The sequence below is a fragment of the Leptospira tipperaryensis genome, assembly GCF_001729245.1.
Classification (GTDB): domain Bacteria; phylum Spirochaetota; class Leptospiria; order Leptospirales; family Leptospiraceae; genus Leptospira; species Leptospira tipperaryensis.
Map to the genome: position 1 here is coordinate 427,449 of NZ_CP015217.1, position 18,103 is coordinate 445,551.

At 43.6% G+C, this 18,103-nt stretch carries 16 protein-coding genes and 1 tRNA gene; 10 read left to right on the forward strand and 7 right to left on the reverse strand.

Translation table 11 applies throughout. The features are described 5' to 3' along the window. The first annotated feature begins 5 nt into the window (after window positions 1-5). The 4 genes from A0128_RS02110 to A0128_RS02125 all read left to right on the forward strand — a co-directional run bounded on the left by A0128_RS02110 (window position 6) and on the right by A0128_RS02125 (window position 4,564). Window positions 6-1,616 (forward strand): carboxyl transferase domain-containing protein, encoded by a 1,611-nt coding sequence (locus tag A0128_RS02110; RefSeq protein WP_069606017.1) that lies wholly within the window; start codon window positions 6-8, stop codon window positions 1,614-1,616. Between the two features lie 64 nt (window positions 1,617-1,680). Beyond that, on the forward strand, window positions 1,681-2,616 hold the full coding sequence (locus A0128_RS02115; RefSeq protein ID WP_162274087.1) for an LA_0442/LA_0875 N-terminal domain-containing protein: 936 nt from the start codon (window positions 1,681-1,683) through the stop codon (window positions 2,614-2,616). A 278-nt stretch (window positions 2,617-2,894) separates the two neighbouring features. Next, the gene (locus A0128_RS02120) at window positions 2,895-4,184 is read left to right on the forward strand and encodes an ammonium transporter (RefSeq protein WP_069606019.1); all 1,290 of its coding nucleotides are present in this window, start codon (window positions 2,895-2,897) and stop codon (window positions 4,182-4,184) included. Window positions 4,185-4,219: 35 nt separating this feature from the next. Continuing rightward, entirely contained in the window at window positions 4,220-4,564 is a 345-nt protein-coding gene (locus A0128_RS02125; RefSeq protein WP_002619748.1) for a P-II family nitrogen regulator, read from the forward strand. Window positions 4,565-4,705: 141 nt separating this feature from the next. Here the strand turns inward: A0128_RS02125 and prmC are convergent, their stop codons facing one another. From prmC to fusA, 7 genes are all read right to left on the reverse strand, one after another. Next, window positions 4,706-5,566: a peptide chain release factor N(5)-glutamine methyltransferase gene (prmC, locus tag A0128_RS02130; protein ID WP_069606020.1), complete on the reverse strand. Its 861-nt coding sequence runs from the start codon at window positions 5,564-5,566 to the stop codon at window positions 4,706-4,708. Between the two features lie 285 nt (window positions 5,567-5,851). Next, a tRNA-Arg gene (locus A0128_RS02135) sits at window positions 5,852-5,928 on the reverse strand. Between the two features lie 2 nt (window positions 5,929-5,930). Continuing rightward, complete coding sequence (locus A0128_RS02140; RefSeq protein WP_069606021.1) at window positions 5,931-6,596, reverse strand: Crp/Fnr family transcriptional regulator; 666 nt, start codon at window positions 6,594-6,596, stop codon at window positions 5,931-5,933. Between the two features lies 1 nt (window position 6,597). After that, complete coding sequence (locus tag A0128_RS02145) at window positions 6,598-7,650, reverse strand: tetratricopeptide repeat protein (protein WP_069606022.1); 1,053 nt, start codon at window positions 7,648-7,650, stop codon at window positions 6,598-6,600. Window positions 7,651-7,658: 8 nt separating this feature from the next. Continuing rightward, window positions 7,659-8,909 (reverse strand): amidohydrolase family protein, encoded by a 1,251-nt coding sequence (locus A0128_RS02150; RefSeq protein ID WP_069606023.1) that lies wholly within the window; start codon window positions 8,907-8,909, stop codon window positions 7,659-7,661. 21 nt (window positions 8,910-8,930) lie between these two features. Next, window positions 8,931-9,593, reverse strand: a complete 663-nt coding sequence (locus A0128_RS02155) for an LIC_10271 family cell wall hydrolase (protein WP_069609049.1) — start codon at window positions 9,591-9,593, stop codon at window positions 8,931-8,933. 113 nt (window positions 9,594-9,706) lie between these two features. Further along, complete coding sequence (fusA, locus tag A0128_RS02160) at window positions 9,707-11,827, reverse strand: elongation factor G (RefSeq protein WP_069606024.1); 2,121 nt, start codon at window positions 11,825-11,827, stop codon at window positions 9,707-9,709. 345 nt (window positions 11,828-12,172) lie between these two features. Here fusA and A0128_RS02165 point away from each other — a divergent pair, with 345 nt between their 5' ends. The 6 genes from A0128_RS02165 to A0128_RS02190 all read left to right on the forward strand — a co-directional run bounded on the left by A0128_RS02165 (window position 12,173) and on the right by A0128_RS02190 (window position 17,901). Then, window positions 12,173-13,795: a TrkH family potassium uptake protein gene (locus A0128_RS02165; RefSeq protein WP_069606025.1), complete on the forward strand. Its 1,623-nt coding sequence runs from the start codon at window positions 12,173-12,175 to the stop codon at window positions 13,793-13,795. A 264-nt stretch (window positions 13,796-14,059) separates the two neighbouring features. Continuing rightward, the gene (locus tag A0128_RS02170) at window positions 14,060-14,317 is read left to right on the forward strand and encodes a type II toxin-antitoxin system VapB family antitoxin (RefSeq protein ID WP_069606026.1); all 258 of its coding nucleotides are present in this window, start codon (window positions 14,060-14,062) and stop codon (window positions 14,315-14,317) included. Then, the gene (locus A0128_RS02175; RefSeq protein WP_069606027.1) at window positions 14,314-14,712 is read left to right on the forward strand and encodes a type II toxin-antitoxin system VapC family toxin; all 399 of its coding nucleotides are present in this window, start codon (window positions 14,314-14,316) and stop codon (window positions 14,710-14,712) included. The genes A0128_RS02170 and A0128_RS02175 overlap by 4 nt, the downstream gene beginning before the upstream one ends. Window positions 14,713-14,755: 43 nt before the next feature. Further along, window positions 14,756-16,144 (forward strand): ethanolamine ammonia-lyase subunit EutB, encoded by a 1,389-nt coding sequence (locus A0128_RS02180; RefSeq protein WP_069606028.1) that lies wholly within the window; start codon window positions 14,756-14,758, stop codon window positions 16,142-16,144. A gap of 2 nt (window positions 16,145-16,146) precedes the next feature. Then, complete coding sequence (gene eutC, locus A0128_RS02185; protein WP_069606029.1) at window positions 16,147-16,914, forward strand: ethanolamine ammonia-lyase subunit EutC; 768 nt, start codon at window positions 16,147-16,149, stop codon at window positions 16,912-16,914. An 87-nt stretch (window positions 16,915-17,001) separates the two neighbouring features. Next, a complete protein-coding gene (locus tag A0128_RS02190; RefSeq protein ID WP_069606030.1) occupies window positions 17,002-17,901 on the forward strand; it encodes a decaprenyl-phosphate phosphoribosyltransferase in 900 nt (299 codons plus the stop codon). The last annotated feature ends 202 nt before the right edge of the window (window positions 17,902-18,103 follow it).

The window sequence follows — 18,103 nt, forward strand, 5'->3', positions numbered from 1 at the left end:
TCTCTATGGAAATTATAGAATCCAAAATACGTACGTCCTCATCGGAGTATAAAGAGAATTTTGAAGATTTAAAACAAAAGGTAGAATCGGTCCGAGGCCTTATTCGTAGAATCGAATTGGGCGGCGGTGAAAAGGCGATTCAAAGACATAAGGGAAGAGGGAAGTTCACCGCAAGAGAACGGATAAACGCTCTCATTGATCCGGGAACCACATTCTTAGAATTTTCACCACTCGCCGCCGAAGGCGTTTATCCTGACAGCGTTCCTTCTGCGGGAATTCTTACCGGCATTGGAAGAATCTGCGGCGTGGATTGTGTGATCGTCGCCAACGACGCGACCGTAAAAGGGGGAACTTATTATCCTCTTACGGTTAAAAAACATATCCGTGCACAAGAGATCGCTCTGCAGAATTCTTTACCTTGTATTTATCTCGTCGATTCCGGCGGAGCCTTTCTTCCGATGCAAGACGAAGTCTTTCCGGACAAAGAACATTTTGGAAAAATCTTTTATAACCAAGCGAATCTTTCCGCTCTGAAAATTCCTCAGATCTCGGTTGTGATGGGAAGTTGCACCGCGGGGGGCGCGTATATTCCCGCGATGTCCGACGAATCCGTAATCGTAAAAGGAAACGGAACGATCTTTCTCGGAGGACCACCTCTTGTAAAAGCTGCGACGGGAGAAATTGTAACTCCGGAAGAATTGGGCGGAGCCCTCGTTCACAGTACGATTTCCGGAGTTACGGATCACTACGCGGAAGACGACGCGCATGCGATTGAGATCACAAGGAACATCGTTTCCACATTGCATCTCGCTGGAAATTCTTCTCAAAAGGGCGGAATCAGTTGGGAAGAACCCTTGTATCCCCCGGAAGAAATTTATGGAATCATTCAGAGAGACGTTCGTAAGTCGTACGACGTAAGAGAAATCATTGCAAGGGTTGTTGACGGATCTCGATTTCAAGAATTCAAAAAATATTATGGAACTACGCTCGTTACGGGATTTGCTAAAATCTACGGAAAGATGGTGGGGATCATCGCAAACAATGGCGTGTTGTTTGGCGAAAGCGCTCTCAAAGCAACTCACTTTATCGAGCTTTGTAATCAAAGAGGAGTTCCACTTTTATTTCTTCAAAACATTACCGGATTTATGGTAGGAAAGAAATATGAGAATTCGGGGATCGCAAAAGACGGCGCGAAGATGGTGAATGCGGTTTCTACTTCGATAGTTCCGAAGTATTCCGTTGTCATCGGAGGTTCTTACGGAGCTGGAAATTATGGAATGTGCGGTCGAGCATTCAATCCTAGATTTTTATGGATGTGGCCCAATTCGAGAATTTCCGTAATGGGTGGAGAACAAGCCGCTAACGTGCTTCTTACCGTAAAGATGGAACAATTGGAAAAAGAAGGAAAGAAAATGACCGATTCGGAGCAAATGTCATTTCGAAAACCAATCTTGGATGATTATGAAAGTCGTTCTTCTTGTATTTATTCTTCCGCGAGACTTTGGGATGACGGTGTGATTGATCCCGCTAAGACGAGAGAAATTTTAGGAATTGCTCTTTACGCAGATCATTCTTTGAGACCGGAACATCCTCGTTATGGAATTTTTAGAATGTAGAAAAAATTGCTTTCAAATTATATATCCGGATTTATCTATTTCACTAATTTGTTCCGGAATCTTCATGCAATTAAGAAATTATTTCCTTATTCTTCTCTCTTTGTGTTTTCTCCCATGGAACTTAATGGGAGAATCTCTCATTCTGAAGGATGGGACGATCATCAAAGGCCGCGTTACTTCTCAGAACGCGCAAACCGTAGTAATTCAAACCGAGGATGGAAAGAAGCAGGAATTTTCTAAGATTCGGATTCTAAAAATTGTTTACAAAGACGTTTCTCAAGCCGAGGTCTTAAAGATTCAAAAAGAGGAAGAAGCGAAGCTCGCAGAAAAGGAACAAAAGAAGAAAGATCAAGAAGATAAGAAGAAAACCGAAGAAGAGCTCGCTAAAAAGAATAAGGAAGAAACGGATAAACAAAACAAAATAGATAAGGAAGCGAAACTCGCTGACGCGAATCAGAAAGAGAAAGAACGCCTTGCTCGGATTCAACAAAAAGGTTTGGGACCTTGGAGCGTTGTGTGGAGATCTGCGGTTCTTCCCGGTTGGGGTCAATGGACCCACGAAAGAAAAAATCCTGCGATTGTTTATTCGGCTCTATTTTTCAGCTCACTCTATTTAGTTTATCGCGAGAATCAGATCTATAAAAACTCAGTGAAGGATCTGAATCATATCAATAATCCTTATGAAACTTTGATTCCTCCTCCTACTTTTTCGGATCCGGTAGCGCTCTATATTTATAGCAAACCTTTCGAAGATCAAAGAGATCGGGTCAATCAAAACTATCACAAGCTTCAGCTTTCCGTTGCCTTTACCGTTTTGGTGTACGCGGCCAATATCTTTGATGCCTATTTTTTTCATCCTCGTTTTGGAAAATCCGTAAGTAACCATTTGATTTTGGACTATAATCCGATGGCTCGATTGGATTCTACCTACACTTCCAATTCCACGTCGGCAAGTATGGAAACCTTCTGGAAACTCGGATATCGCTTCAATTTAGAATAGAAGCAGTTTTTAGAATTTCTCAGCATCTTTTTCAGAGAAAAAGCAGAATCAATAAATTTGCCTAAGAAATAGGCAGATTGGGGTACTTTTCATTTTCGGGATTCTCTGGAAATAGGAAAAGCTCAGGAGTTCCGACCTTTCTCCTCTCGAATCTCCAGAAAACGCGGGAACTCCCAGTTTTAGGCCATTTTGACTACCATTTAGAATTCTGAATTTATTATCTGCCTGGTACCAATCTTGCATTAATGTATGCAAATTGATTTGGGATGAGAATGATTATGAATTGGACCAAGAGACTACTCTTATTGCTCGCTCTGCTTCTTCCATTTGTCCTTTTCGGACAAGAAGCAACTGCTCCCGCTGCGGCAACGCCCGTAGCGGATAAAGGAGACACTGCATGGATGCTCGTGGCATCTGCGTTTGTGTTTTTTATGATTCCTGGACTCGCCCTTTTTTACGGCGGTCTTGTAAGATCTAAAAACGTACTCTCTACCATGATGCACAGTTTTGTTGCGATTCTGGTATTGACTATCCAGTGGACCGTTTTCGGATACAGTTTCGCATTTTCCGGAACGAATCCTTATTTCGGTAACTTTGACCTTGCTTTCCTCAACGGAATCGACGAGAATTCTTTAGAGTTAACGATTCCAAAATACGTTCACTTTCTCTTTCAAGGAATGTTCGCTCTGATCACTCCTGCTCTGATTTCCGGAGCGATTGCAGAAAGAGTAAAGTTCGGCGGATATATCGCTTTTATCCTCCTCTGGTCTACTCTCGTTTATGATCCGGTCGCGCACTGGGTTTGGGCGGCTGACGGCTGGTTGTTTAAAATGAGCGCTTTGGATTTCGCAGGAGGAACAGTGGTTCACTTGATCTCCGGTATCGCGGGTCTTGCTGCGGCTATCGTTCTCGGAAAGAGAAAGGGAGAAGGCCCTGCTTTGATCGCGCCAAACAACCTCACTTACACTTTGATCGGTGCCGGTCTTCTTTGGTTTGGTTGGTTCGGGTTTAACGCGGGTTCCGGTTTAGCCGTAAATGGTATCGCCGCAAGAGCATTCTTAGTAACCTTGATCGCACCTGCTGCGGCTGGAGTTGCTTGGTTAGTAATCGAATACGCACATACAAGAAAAGCAACCGCTCTTGGAGCCGCTTCCGGGATCGTTGCAGGTCTCGTTGTGATCACACCTGCATCCGGATTCGTTGGAGTTCAGGGAGCCCTCATTATGGGATTTCTTGTAAGTCCGATATGTTACGGAGCTATTCTCTTGAAAGGTAAACTCGGTTACGACGATAGTTTAGACGCTTTCGGTATTCACGGTGTGGGTGGTGCGTTAGGCGCAATTCTAACCGGGGTGTTTACACTTTCTCTCGGAGCTGGTGTCGCGAGCAGAGGCGATCAAATTCTGGTTCAGGTAATCAGCGTTCTCGCAACCGCGGCCTATTCTTTTATCGTTTCCGTTATCCTTGTATTCTTAATCGATAAGACAATCGGATTCCGTATCTCCGAAGATAAGGAAATTGCCGGTCTGGATTCTGAAATCCACGGTGAAAAAGGCTACGAGATTTAATTTAAGTTACTGAAGAATTTTAATAAGGAGATTATATGAAATTAATCGTTGCTATCATTCAGCCACATAAACTCGAAGAGGTTAAGGCAGAATTGACTAAGAATGAGATCTATAGACTGACCGTGAGCGATGTTCAAGGTTATGGTCAGCAAAAAGGGAAAACTGAAGTTTTCCGCGGACACGAATACCAAGTGAACCTTCTCAGAAAAGTTCGTTTGGAAATTGCGGTCAACGATGAATTCGTAAAACCGACTGTGGATGCGATTCTCAAAGCGGCTAAAACCGGTGACGGAAAAATCGGAGACGGAAAGATTTTTATCACTCCGCTTGAAGACGTGATCCGTATCAGAACAGGAGAAAGAGGAAGTTCAGCGATCTGATTTCTTTTTCGAATCAAGAATGGAGCCGGGTAATTACCCGGCTTTGTTTTTGTAAGATTGCTTTTTAAATTCGGTCGTCTTCGTCCCGATACAGTTTGGGATAAAATCGCCGCCGAATTGATTTTTGAGAATAAGGTTTTGCTACTTCGTAAGAACTACGAATCTTTCCTTTCCGGAAAGATCCTTCTCAACCTTTGCCTTCGCCCAGCCTCTATCAAGAGATTCCGCAACCAGAACGTTCGCTAAGGACGGAAGAGTTTCCATATAAAATTTTCCATGTGCGTTTAAGTAAGAATGCGCCTTTGCGATCAGGTTCGTCAGAAACTCCTTCGGATTATCAAGAAATAAAGCGAGATGAGGTTCGTAGTCAACGACGTCTTTCATCATCGTTTCTTTGTCGGAACTCGGGATATAAGGAGGATTGGTTGCGATTAGATCGAATTTGGATTCTTCTGGAATCAAGGAAAACAAATCACTTTCTAAAAATTGAATGGAGTCTTTTTCTCCCAAGATCTGGATCGTATTTTTTTCGGCGATCGAGAGCGCTTCCTTCGAGATATCGCTGAGGGAAACGTTCCAGTCCTTCCTTGAAAGCTTGAGGCTGATTCCTATACAACCGCTTCCTGTACAAAGATCGAGAACGTTGATTTCTTTTGGATCTTCCTTGAAATCGAGAAGAATCTTTTCGACGAGTTCTTCCGTTTCCGGTCTTGGAATTAAAACGTTCTCATTTACGTAAAACACGGAATTGTAAAACGCTTTTTGCCCAGTGATATAAGCGGTCGGCCTGTTCTTGGAACGTTCCACGATCCTTTCTCTGTAAGCGTCTTTTTCGACTTCGTTTAACAATCTTTCGAAGTTCACATACAACTTCACTCTCTGAAGATTCAAGAGATCGGCCAAAAGAATTTCGGCGTCCAATCGAGCGCTGGAAATTTCTTTCTTCTTTAAAAATTCCTCTGATTTTTTGAGGAGGGAGAGAATAGAATCTGGGTGTTGCATTGTAAAGTCGTATCCTTACCCACAAATTGGCTGGAATCTCAAGATAAATCCTGTCGGAAATACGACACTCTTCGTGAAAGTCGCGCGCCCCACCCTGATCTTGGGTGGTGGGGAGTGGCGGCGGGAAAATTCGGGAGATTTTGCTCTATCATAAAATTCTAATTTTGCAAGCACAAAGTCTCCTCTTTCTTTTGTCGGAATTCCTACAAATTCAATTCTTTAGATCGTCCGGATTCCGATATCCATTTCGACTTGTAGGCGAGGATATTTGTTAAGGAATGGGGGTGGTGCCCCCGAGAGGATTCGAACCTCCGACCAAAAGTTTAGGAAACTTCTGCTCTGTCCACCTGAGCTACGGGAGCGTTTAAGAATTCGGTTTCCGTTTTTGTGAGACTATTCTCTGGAAGTCGGCGATATTGTGTATAACAATTTTGTCTTCGTAGAGTTCGATTTTCCCGCTCTTGGAAAGAGTGTTGAGAACCTTTTGAACTTCTCCAACCGGTTGCGCGCACCATTCCGCTACGTCGTGTTGCGAAACGTTGAGAACGATCTCTTTAAAATCGCTGTGAGCGTGCATCTTTTCGTAGAGCATCAAGAAAACGTCGGCGACCTTTCCTTGAATATCATCCATGAGAAGAATGAGAAGCCTTCTTTTGGCGTCGTTGATTCTCACGGAAAAGATGGTGAGAATTTTAAGAGCTAACATCGGATTCTTAGTCATCAACAGTTCGAAGTTAGCGCGGTTAAAGTTCAGAACTTTTACTTCCGAAATCGCGATGGCAGTTGCGGATCGAGGTTGTTCTTCCAGAATCGCCATCTCTCCGAAGATATCTCCTTGTTCGAGAATATCCAAAGTTTTGATCAAGTAGTCTTCTTTCTTTGTGGGATTTGGAACCGTCTTTACGATCTTTACCTTTCCCGATTGGATCAGGTAAAAGTCGTTACCGGGTTCGTTTTCACAAAAGATAATCTGATTCGGATCATAAGTCTGGCCGAATTTGGAAAACATGGATTCGAGCATCATATCCATATTAGGTGCTCATCTCCTTTGCTTTCAGTCTGGATTTCTGAGAAATGCTGTCTTTTTCCGGAGGAAGCAAAGCCACCTTTCCGTAGAGCATTCTTGCTCTTTGACGATCTCCTTGGAGTTCCGAGATTTCCGCCAAATGAAAGAGAGATTCTTTGATCGATTCTCCCGAAGGGTATTTTTTGATATAAGTCGAAAAGGAAGAATTCGCGTTGTCAAGATCGTTCGTCTTCATTAGACAAATTCCGAGTTGAAAAAGTGAATTTTCCACCAACTTCTTCTCGGAGTCGAATTTGAAATCCGTTCGATTGAGAAGATCCTTGTAAAGCACCATCGCGTCGCTGTGTTTTCCGACGTTTACTAGGGTGTGAGCGCGGTTATAAAGCGAGGTGATGGAATTGTCTACGCCTTGTGTAATCGAGGATTTTTCCACTGCAGGTTTCATAATGTTCTGAAGAGTTTCCTGGCTGACTCGGCTTCCACCTTCGTAAACAAGAGGAGGCATGTTGAGAGGGAAGGGGCTTCCTCTTCTTGCGAGTTCTAAAAGTTCAGTTGCGCGGCCTGAATACGCGGTCCCCGGATAGTGTTGTAAATATTTTTCAAACGCGTAAACCGCGTGAGGAAGATTATTATTTTTATAAAATACTTCGGCTACGTTCATCAATTCGAAAGAAGGGTTTCTGGTGTCGGATTGTCCCAGGATTTCTTTCAATTTTTTATGAACCTGTCTGAGTTGGCTGGAAAAAACTTTCATCATCTTCAAAATGAGGTGAGTTTTCTCGGCGACGAACTGTTCAAACTCATTCGGTTTAAAAACGAGAATGGTCGCATTGCCTATAACTTGAGCGGTTTCTTCTCTAGGATATTTTCCGAGGGCGGATTTGACTCCGAAGAACTCTCCGATGCGAACGTCTTCTTTGACTTCTTGCCCTGTGTCTAGAGCTGGAAATGTCAGGATGACACGCCCATTTCTCAGGACGTAAATATCCTCCGCTTTATCCTTTTCAAAATAAATGATGGATCCGCCTTTATAATTTCTGATGATCGGACCGGCCAAATGATTACCTACTCAAAGTTATCAAATTCTTTCTGTGCGGGGAAAAATGCCAAATCCTTTTTATAACCAAGGGAGACGGCAAGCGATTCCAGGAGTTTTCCTGGAGAACCAGTTAAATACTTATCGGCGTCGTGAATCCGAATTCTCTCAACGTTCGCGCCGGATTCTTCAAAAAAAGATTCTAAACTAGCATCTCCGTAAACGGGGACCCCGTCTCGAAGGACGAGGCGAATGCTATTTAGGTCGGATTCGCAGAGATTCAAGTAAGGATCCTCGGAATTCCGAGTCATGATCACCAAATCCGCTCTTTTCCCGACTTCTATACTTCCGATTTCCTTTTCGACTCGGAATGCCTTCGCGGGATTGGTCGTCACCATTTCAAAAAGAGTTTTCGGTGAAAGGTCTTCTCCGTATTCACTCTGATAAAATTTTCTGGCGGCGCGAATTTCTTCCAAAAGATTTAAGGAACCGCATAAACTGGAATCGGTTCCCAGAGAAACGTTTACCTTGTGTTTCAGAAGATCTCGAATGTCGGTAGTTCTTTCGTAGAGAAATAAATTTGCTTCGGGACACCAAACCAGATGAGCCTTTTTTTCCGCGATAAGCGCGATGTCCGATTCGGATAAAACAACTCCGTGAATGAGAACTGTATGATCGCTCAAACAGCCCATCTTACTCAGAGCTTTTAAAGAATCTCTTGATTCCGAATCGAATCCTTCCGCGATCCGAGTGATATACGGAATATCGTCCTTTAGAGCTTTTGCATATTCTTCTTTGGGTCCTTCTCCCCAATTTAAAGAATACGTACAAATGCTATGTGAAAGAGAATAACGATTGAGAATTCTCACGGGAACGGATTCCACAAAAGGATCCTGAACAAAGTGTGGGATATGATCTTGAACGCTTGTAACACCGGAGATCAGATTCTTAAAAGAACCGAGTAGATAGAGTTGTTCCGGTTCCAATTGTTGTCTTTCCGAAAATACGATGGAAGACTTGAGATCGTTGTCCCAGGGAAGCCAATTCAAGTAAGGCTTGCTCGGAGCGACTCTGGGAAGATACGTACTTAAAAGATGATCGTGCGCGTTGATCAATCCCGGATAAACGTAAAGGCCGTTGAGATTGAGACGGATCCGTTTGCCGGTCGGAGGTCCGCCTGCGTTGACAGATAGAATGACTCCGTCCTTCACAACGATCGTTCCATTCGGAATCCATTGATCCTTGGTTACAATGCAGGCGTTTACGAGTTCGTATTCCATGTTTTTTTCGATTTAGATTCTTTAACGAATTTGAAAGTTCGGATCGACGGCGGAACTTCCGCGGTTCAACTGAAAGTAGAGTCCCTTTCCCGATTCCAGAGATCCTATGATTTGGGAAGAATCCACCGTTTCCCCTTCGGAAACGGAAACACTTTTTAAGTTTGCGTAGACGCTGGAATATCCGTTCTTGTGTTCTAATATTACAAATTTCTTATATCCATCCATTTCATCCACGACCAAAACTTTGCCGGGAGAAGCCGGTCTGACCTCGTTGTGTCTCGACGCTTTGAAAAGAACTCCTTTGTTTGGGGCAAAGCTGAGCTTGGTAAAAACGGATTGAACAGGAGGTTTGCTTTTCAGAGGGAAACGAAGAAATGGACGGGAAGAATCCGAAGATTCTTCCTTGAGAATCGGTCGGGCGGTTTTAGAGACGATCTTTTCGTTTTCTCGAGAAAAGGGTTTTCTGACTTTCAAGGATTCACCCGGAATCAAAGGGTCGCCGTTTTTCTTACCGTTCCATTCCATAATTTTATGATAATTTACGTTGAACTTTTTTCCCAAAGAATAATAAGTATCCCCTCTTTGGACGTTATAAACGGAAAGATTCTGTGATCCGGCGGGAAAGATCTGAAGAGAGACCGGAAAAAAAAGTAAGAGTAAGAATTTCCGAAAAACACGGTTCATTTCTTTGAGTATCGGCAAAACCGGGGAAGGAACTGCATTCAGGAATTGATCCGGAGATAAAAAAAAGGGAGCCCGAGAGCTCCCTTTTGAAGAAAGAATTTTTCGGAAAAAAATCAATCTTCGTCTTTTTGATGAACCTTGTATTTTTTCATCAACTCTTCCGCTACGTTTCTTGGAACCGGAGCGTATCTGGAGAATTCCATAGAGAATTCCGCCTTTCCTTGAGTTGAAGAACGTAATACGGTCGAATATCCGAACATATCCGCGAGAGGAACTTCCGCTTCCGTTTTACAGTAGCTGTCTTCTTCGGTTGTGTTCAGAATCATACCGCGTCTTTGATTCAAAGATCCGAGGATCGCACCTTGGAACTCGGAAGGACCGTCCACTTCCACTTTCATAATCGGTTCTAAAATCTGAGGATTCGCTTTGTTGAATCCTTGGCGGAACGCATAACGGCCCGCGATTTGGAACGCCATATCGGAAGAGTCCACATCATGGTAAGCACCGTCGTTAATCACACAACGAACTCCGATGATAGGGAATCCGATCATGGATCCGCGCTCTAAACAGCTCTTGAATCCTTTGTCTACGGACTGGATGTATTCTCTTGGGATCGAACCACCCACAACCTTGTTTACGAAATCGTAATTCAAGCTTTCTTCGAGAGGGATCGGTTCCATATAGCCGGCAACACGACCGAACTGACCTTGACCACCCGTTTGTTTTTTGTGGGTATAATCGAAGTCAGCTTTGGTAGTGATCGTTTCACGGTAAGCAACCTGAGGCGCGCCGGTAATCAATTCCACACCGTATTCGCGTTTCATACGCTCGATATAAACTTCGAGGTGAAGTTCTCCCATCCCTTTGATGATGGTTTGACCTGATTCCTGATCCACGTGGGTTTGGAACGTAGGGTCTTCCTTGGTAAAACGGTTTAACGCTTTTGCCAAGTTGGCGAGGTGTTTCGATTCCTTCGCTTCGATTGTAAGAGAAATCACGGGAGCGGCAACGAACATCGATTCCATGGAAACTTTGATTTTTCCGTCGGTGAAAGTATCCCCGGATGCACAATCGATACCGAAAAGAGCGATGATATCTCCCGCTTCCGCGTAATCGATATCTTCCATCTCATCGGAGTGCATACGACAGAGTCGGCCGATGTTATGCTTCTTGTTGCTCGACATATTGTAGATGGTCATACCTTTGGAAAGTTTTCCTTGGTAGACGCGCACGTAAGTGAGCTGACCATAACGTCCGTCTTCGAGTTTGAACGCGAGACAAACCAAAGGTTTCTCGAAATTGGATTCAAGAACGATCATTTCTTCGTTGTTTGCTTGATCCAGAGCCTTGTTCTTAACGTCCACAGGGCTTGCGAGATAATCCAAAACTCCATCCAGAAGTTTTTGAACTCCTTTGTTTTTGAAAGCAGAACCCATAAAAACAGGGGTAAGTTTGAGTTCGATGGTTCCGGTGCGAATCGCTCTTTTGATCATCTCTTCGGTTGGAGTTCCTTCGAGAAGAGCTTCGGTCAATTCGTCCGAGAACATAGAAGCGGCGTCCAAAAGTTCTTCGTGCTTCTTTTGAGCCAATTCTTTCAGATCATCCGGAATATCTTTTTCCTGAATGTCCATACCGTCTTTACCTTCAAAGTAGAAGGCTCTCATTTTTACGAGGTCTACAATTCCTTTGAGGTCATTTTCAAGACCGATTGGGATTTGAACGGGAACCGCGTTGTGTTTTAATTTTTCTTTGAGCTGATCGATTACGCGGAAAGGGTTGGCTCCGGTTCTGTCCAGCTTGTTGATAAAGGCAACACGAGGAACGTTGTAACGTCTCATCTGACGGTCTACGGTAATAGACTGAGACTGAACTCCGGCAACCCCGCAAAGAACGAGAATCGCAGAATCCAAAACTCGAAGAGAACGTTCCACTTCTACTGTGAAGTCAACGTGACCCGGGGTATCAATGATGTTGATCGTATGATCTTTCCATTGGCAATAGGTAGCCGCGGACTGAATGGTGATCCCTCTTTCTCTTTCGAGGTCCATACTGTCCATTTTCGCACCGACTCCATCCTTTCCACGAACTTCGTGAATGGCGTGAATCTTGTTTGTGTAGAACAAAATTCTTTCGGTTAGGGTCGTTTTTCCAGAGTCGATATGGGCAGAGATCCCAATGTTTCTGGTTTTAATGAGTTTTTCGCTCGGTTTGAATTCGGCTACAGCAGTGCTCATGGCCATCCTCTTATAAAAGATTGCAAATACATCCGGTGAAATCACCGGTGGGGAGCTTTGTTAAAAGTCCCTCAATTTACCAGATTCCAAAAAAGAGCGGATTTGTAAATCCAAATCATCGATTCAGATGCTTTGAAGACGTTTTTCATTTGCCGGGTAAGGATTTGGAAAAAATATGATCCTTTGCATCCCAGACGGGAATTTCAGCCTTTTCGAAATTGAGTTTGGTTTTTGGAAACGCAAGGGTTGAAAACTCGAAGTTGTCGGTTTTTTGATCGAAGCTTCCGGATTCTTACTTCATTTATTTGGAGAATCGGATCCGACTTCCGGCGGGAATAGGCTTTTATGCACCCACTGAAACTTTTTAAAAGAAATGTAAATCGAATCGCGAAAGCATTTCTTTTGTTATCGGTTGCTAGAACCCTTTGTCTCGGTTTTGCGATGGCGATTCTTGCGGGTTCATTCGGAATCTACGTAACCGAATCGGGTCGCCTCAGTTATACCAATTCTCTTTATCTCGCAACTTCTTCGATTTGTGTCACGGGACTTTCTCCCGTTCTTCTTTCCGAACTCCAAAGACCCACTCAGTTGATTATGATGTTCCTGATTCAGATCGGTGGATTGGGAATCATTACGTTTACGGTTTTGATCGGAGTGTTGGTCGTGCGAGGGCTTTCTCGAAGTACTCGCCTTGCGTCGTTTGTCTACGAAGCAACGGATGCTCACCTCGCTAAAAAAATGATGCGGAAAGATCAAGGACACGATCATTCCGGAATTGTCGCACCCGGAAAGAAGAAGTCCGAAGCGGAAGCTTCCTATGTAAGAAGAATGCTTCTTTCTCTTTTTAACATTTCTCTTTCGATCGAAGCGGTCGGAGCAATTCTTCTTTATTTTTATATGCCGGAAACGGATCGCCTTCCTGGAACTCCGAACCGATTGTTTTTGAGTTTATTCACTTCGGTCTCCGCGTTTAACAACGCGGGCTTTTCCGTCGTGGACGATTTGAGTTTTCTCGCAAAAGATCCGCTTTGTCTTTTGATCATTCAATTCTTAATCGTTATGGGTGGAATCGGATTTCCGGTGATTATCTTTATCGAAAAGTCGATCTTAGAAATTATCCAGAAGTTCATGAGTAAAATCGAAACCGTCACGGAAACGTTTATGATGCGTAGAACCATGCTTTTGGGAGAAGATCCTCCCGGCTGGTTTATCTTTGTGATCGCGACCTCTGTACGTTTGGAAGAACGATTAGAAGTTTATCGAAAAGAATTGTTCGGAGACGCGAATCGTTTGCAGATGAGCATCATCGTTCTTGGATCTTTGATTCTCATTCATATCGGAGGAATTTCGATTCTTCTCATAGAATACAATAATCTCGAAACGATCGGGAAGATGGGTTTTACGGAGAAGTTGTTTAATTCTTTTTTTCTTTCCGTTTCCTCGAGGACGGCGGGCTTTAATACCTTTGACATCACTGAAATCAGGAGCGCGACCTATGTTATTCTTTGTTCTTTGATGTTTATCGGAGGCGGTCCTCAGGGAGCGGCCGGCGGTATCAAGATCACCACCTTCTTTATATTAATCTTATATTTGAAAAACGTAATCAGTCCTCAAGCTCGAGTTCAGGCTTGGGGAGAAGACGTCTCTAAAAATTCGGTCGCGATTTCGACTCGAATTTACTTTCTCGCCACGATATCTCTCGTCATCTTTATGTTTCTCATTACTCTCGCGAATGGAAACAAACACGGAATCGAAACCATCTTTTTCGAAGTCATGTCCGCTTTTGGAACCGTGGGTTTGAGCTTGGGAATGACTCCTTATACGAACGATATCGAAAAATATCTCTACATCGCTCTGATGTTTATGGGCCGCGTAGGAACCTTTACTCTTCTGATCGCTTTTACCGGTCACTCCGGACTCGGAGATCTGGGAAGCAAAGACGACGGCCTGAAAATTCAGGTCGGTTGAGAATTCTTAACTTTCCCTTTTCTAAAGTTTAAACTTCGCAATCGACTTCGGTTTTCTCCGGAGCGATTCTTCTTTTGATCCAAGTTTGGAAAGATCACGTACGCTTTTGGAAACCTTGTCTTTCCTGGATCTAAAAAAGAGAACCGACGGCGTTTTCGTTCTATGATTTTGTGAAAATTCTAAAAAGGGCTGAAAAAAGGGGAAAAAAAGTTGACGAAGAATTTAGGCGGTATATAAATATATACGAAGTTGGAATCTATATATATGGCGCTTAGTATCAAAGACCCCGAAACCGATTTATTGGCTAGAAAATTGGCGGCCCTTACCGGGGAAACACTAACAGAAGCGATTACAAATTCACTTCGGGAAAGGTTAGATCGAATGGAACACAATCTCAATGTTCATTTTTCTCTGGATGAGATATACGATATCTCTCGTCGTTTTCGGGAACGGATTCAACAGCCGATTTCTTCCTTGGATCATGGGGACGAACTCTACAACCAAGAAGGATTGCCGGATTGATCGTCGATACTTCTGCCTTGCTCGCGATTCTTCTGCAAGAGGAAGAACAGGAGAAGTTCGTTCTTGCGATCGTTTCGAATCCGAATTCTCGAATGTCCGTCGCGAATTATTTGGAAGCGGCGGTTAGAACGGATCGTCTCAAGGATCCAGTGCTTTCTCGTTTGTTGGACGAAGCCATTGCCAAAATGAAGATCCATTTGGAACCGGTAACCGTAGAACAGATTCAATTGGCCCGGGAGGCCTACAAAGATTTTGGAAAAGGAAGCGGACATCCCGCGGGGTTGAACTTCGGAGATTGTTTTGCTTATGCACTTGCGAAGAATCAAAGAGTTCCGCTTTTGTTCAAGGGAGAGGATTTTCTCCATACCGATGTGGAACGAGCGAAGACCTATTGAAATTCTGGTTGCAAGTTCGGTAAAAAAATAAGAACCTCTGGCCGTGGAATATAGAATTCGAATTCAAAACCGCCACTATCAGTTCGCAGATCTGAAAAGCCTCTTGGCGAAGGCAAGTCCTCTTCGTTCCGGAGATATTTTAGCGGGAATCGCCGCGGCGAGTTATGAAGAACGAGTCGCTGCTCAGATGATTCTTTCCGATCTTCCTTTGACCTTATTCTTACAAGAACTTTTGATTCCTTATGAGGAAGACGAGGTTACTCGATTGATCGTGGACAGCCATGATCTCGTAGCCTTTTCTCCGATTTCATCTCTCAGCGTTGGAGAATTTAGAGAATTCTTACTGAATGAGAAAACCGATTCCGAAGTTCTTCGTAAACTGGCATTCGGGATTACTCCGGAAATGGCTGCGGCTGTTTCGAAAATTTGTTCCATTCAAGATTTGATTAGCATCGCCAAAAAGTGTAGGGTTGTTACAAAATTTAGAAATACGATCGGTCTTCCCGGAAGACTTTCCGTTCGACTACAACCCAATCATCCGACCGACGATTTGAAAGGAATTTCTGCGGGGATTTTGGATGGTCTTCTTTTGGGAAGCGGGGACGCGGTGATCGGAATCAATCCTGCGACGGATAATCTTCCTTCAGTTCATTCTCTCTTAAATCTTTTGGACGCTCTGATTCAGAAGTATGAGATTCCCACGCAGAGTTGTGTGCTCAGTCATATCACGACAACTCTGGAATTGATTCGACGCGGGGCTCCGGTGGATCTTGTGTTTCAATCGATCGGCGGAAGTCAGAAACTCAACGAAAGTTTTGGAATCGATTTGAAACTGATCGAAGAAGCGCGAGACGCGGCTCTTTCCCTAAAACGTGGAACCGTTGGAGAGAACGTTATGTATTTTGAAACCGGTCAAGGAGCCGGACTTTCCGCGGACGCACACTACGACGTGGATCAACAAACTTTAGAAGCGAGGGCCTACGCAGTCGCCAGAAAGTTTTCACCCTTTCTTGTAAATACGGTCGTAGGTTTTATCGGACCGGAATATCTCTACAACGGAAAACAAATTCTCAGGGCGGGAATGGAAGATCATTTTTGCGGTAAACTTCTCGGCCTTCCTATGGGAGTGGACGTTTGTTATACAAATCACGCGGAGGCTGATGGAGACGATATGGACACGTTACTCACGCTTCTCGGAGTTGCGGGTTGCAATTATATCATGGGTGTTCCGGGTGCAGACGATGTTATGCTTTCTTATCAGAGCACTTCTTTTCACGATGCGTTGTATCTTCGACAAGTTCTCGGTTTGAAACCCGCGCCGGAGTTTGAGGAATGGCTTCTGCAAAAAGGAATCCTCGATTCGAATTTGATTCCTCTTGATCAAAAATTACAAACCGGACTTCTCTCCGATTTGGAAACCTTGGTCGGCTGAATATGGATTGGCAAGACTGGAAACAATGGACGACTGCGAGAATCGGTTTAGGACGCTCCGGAGTCGCACTTCCTACAAAGGAAATCTTACAATTCCGTCTCGATCACGCCAAGGCGAGAGACGCCGTTTGGGCCGAGGTTGATTTCACCGCGCTTTCCGAATTTTTTTCCGAAAGAGAAATTCCCTCCGTCATGATCAAATCGAAAGCGACTTCAAGAGAAGAATATCTAGCGAGACCCGATTTGGGAAAAAAGATATCCTCTCAAAGTTTGCAGATCTTGGAGAATCTTAGTGAGTCCGATCCGAAACTTTCAGAGGACTTCGATCTCAGTCTTGTGATCTCGGACGGGCTTTCTGCGAGTGCGATCCGAGATTCTCTTCTTCCTTTTTTGGAAAGTTTTTTACCTTCTCTGGAACATTCTAAAATCAAAATGAGCCCGGTGACCATCGTCAAAAACGGAAGAGTCGCGATCGGAGACGAGATCGGCGCATTTTGGAAATCAAAGACGGTGATCATTTTGATCGGTGAACGACCGGGTTTATCTACGGAGAATAGTTTAGGTCTTTATCTTACCTATCATCCTTCCAGCGGGCTTACCGATGAAAAGAGGAACTGCATTTCCAATATCCGTTTGGGGGGAATGTCGTTTTCGGACGCATCAAGAAAGGCATTGTATCTTCTCACTCTTTCGCTTCAAAAACAACTCTCAGGAGTTTATCTCAAAGACGAGGAAAGTCCTTCCCTTTCCGAAAACCGTAAAATCGAATAGAAATCTGAAAATTACGATTGATATGTTTCCGTGTCATTCCTGGATTTTCCTTGATGAATTGAGGGATTCTAAGGAATGTAACCGAGTATGCTCTTACAGTATTTGAAATTGCTCCGGATCCATCAGTGGATCAAAAACGTAATCATTTTTGCTGGCATCATATTTGCAAAAAAATTAACCGATCCGGAATCTCTTCAGCGCGTCATCTCCGCATTCTTTTTGTTTTCGCTCGTTGCAAGTTGTCAATATGTGATTAACGATTATCTAGATCGTAAAGAAGACGCGCTTCATCCCGAAAAAAAACACAGACCTCTTGCTTCCGGAAAGTTGGATCCGTCGTTCGCTTTATTTATCACCGCGATCATTCTTCCCTTATCTTTGATTCTTGCTTATCTTTTGCATCCTTTCTTTTTCGGTTTGGTTGCGTTTTATCTGATCTTTAACGTTTTATACAGCAAGTTTCTGAAACACATGGTGATTTTGGATGTGATGAGCATCAGTATCGGATTTGTGATTCGTGCGATTGCAGGTTCGGTGATCATTCACGTTACCTTTTCTTCTTGGTTGCTTCTCTGTACTTTTATGTTGGCTCTTTTCTGGGGGTTTTCCAAACGAAGGGGAGAACTTATCATTTTGGAAGGCAACGCCAAAGGTCACAGAAAAATTTTGGACGAATATTCCACGAGTTTTCTGGACATGATGCTGGGAATCGTCGCGACGATGACTCTGATGAGTTATGTTCTTTACGTAACGAGTCCGACTACGATTGCGAATCTTGGAACGGATCAGATGATCTATACGATTCCTATCGTAGTGTATGCAATCTTTCGATCTCTTTATATCATCTATATTAAGAATATGGGGCACAACCCTACGAAAGCGATTCTTTCCGATTGGGGAGTTTTGGTCGCCGGTTTGATTTGGGTCGCGTTGGTGATTACGATCATGTATTCCGGTTTTGGAAAGGGTATTCGCTTCGATCTTTAATTTTTTCTAAAATTCTTTTTTCCGACCAAGTCAAAGATGTATAGAAGTTGCCAGATTTTACTTTGGATAGGACTTCAAGTCCGGTTCAAGAAAAAAATACCGTAAAATCCGTTGTCGTAATTACGACGCGGAAGACCGATGAGAATTTCATTTTCAAAAATCGACGATCACAACTTGTAACGATTCCTAACGTAAATCGAAT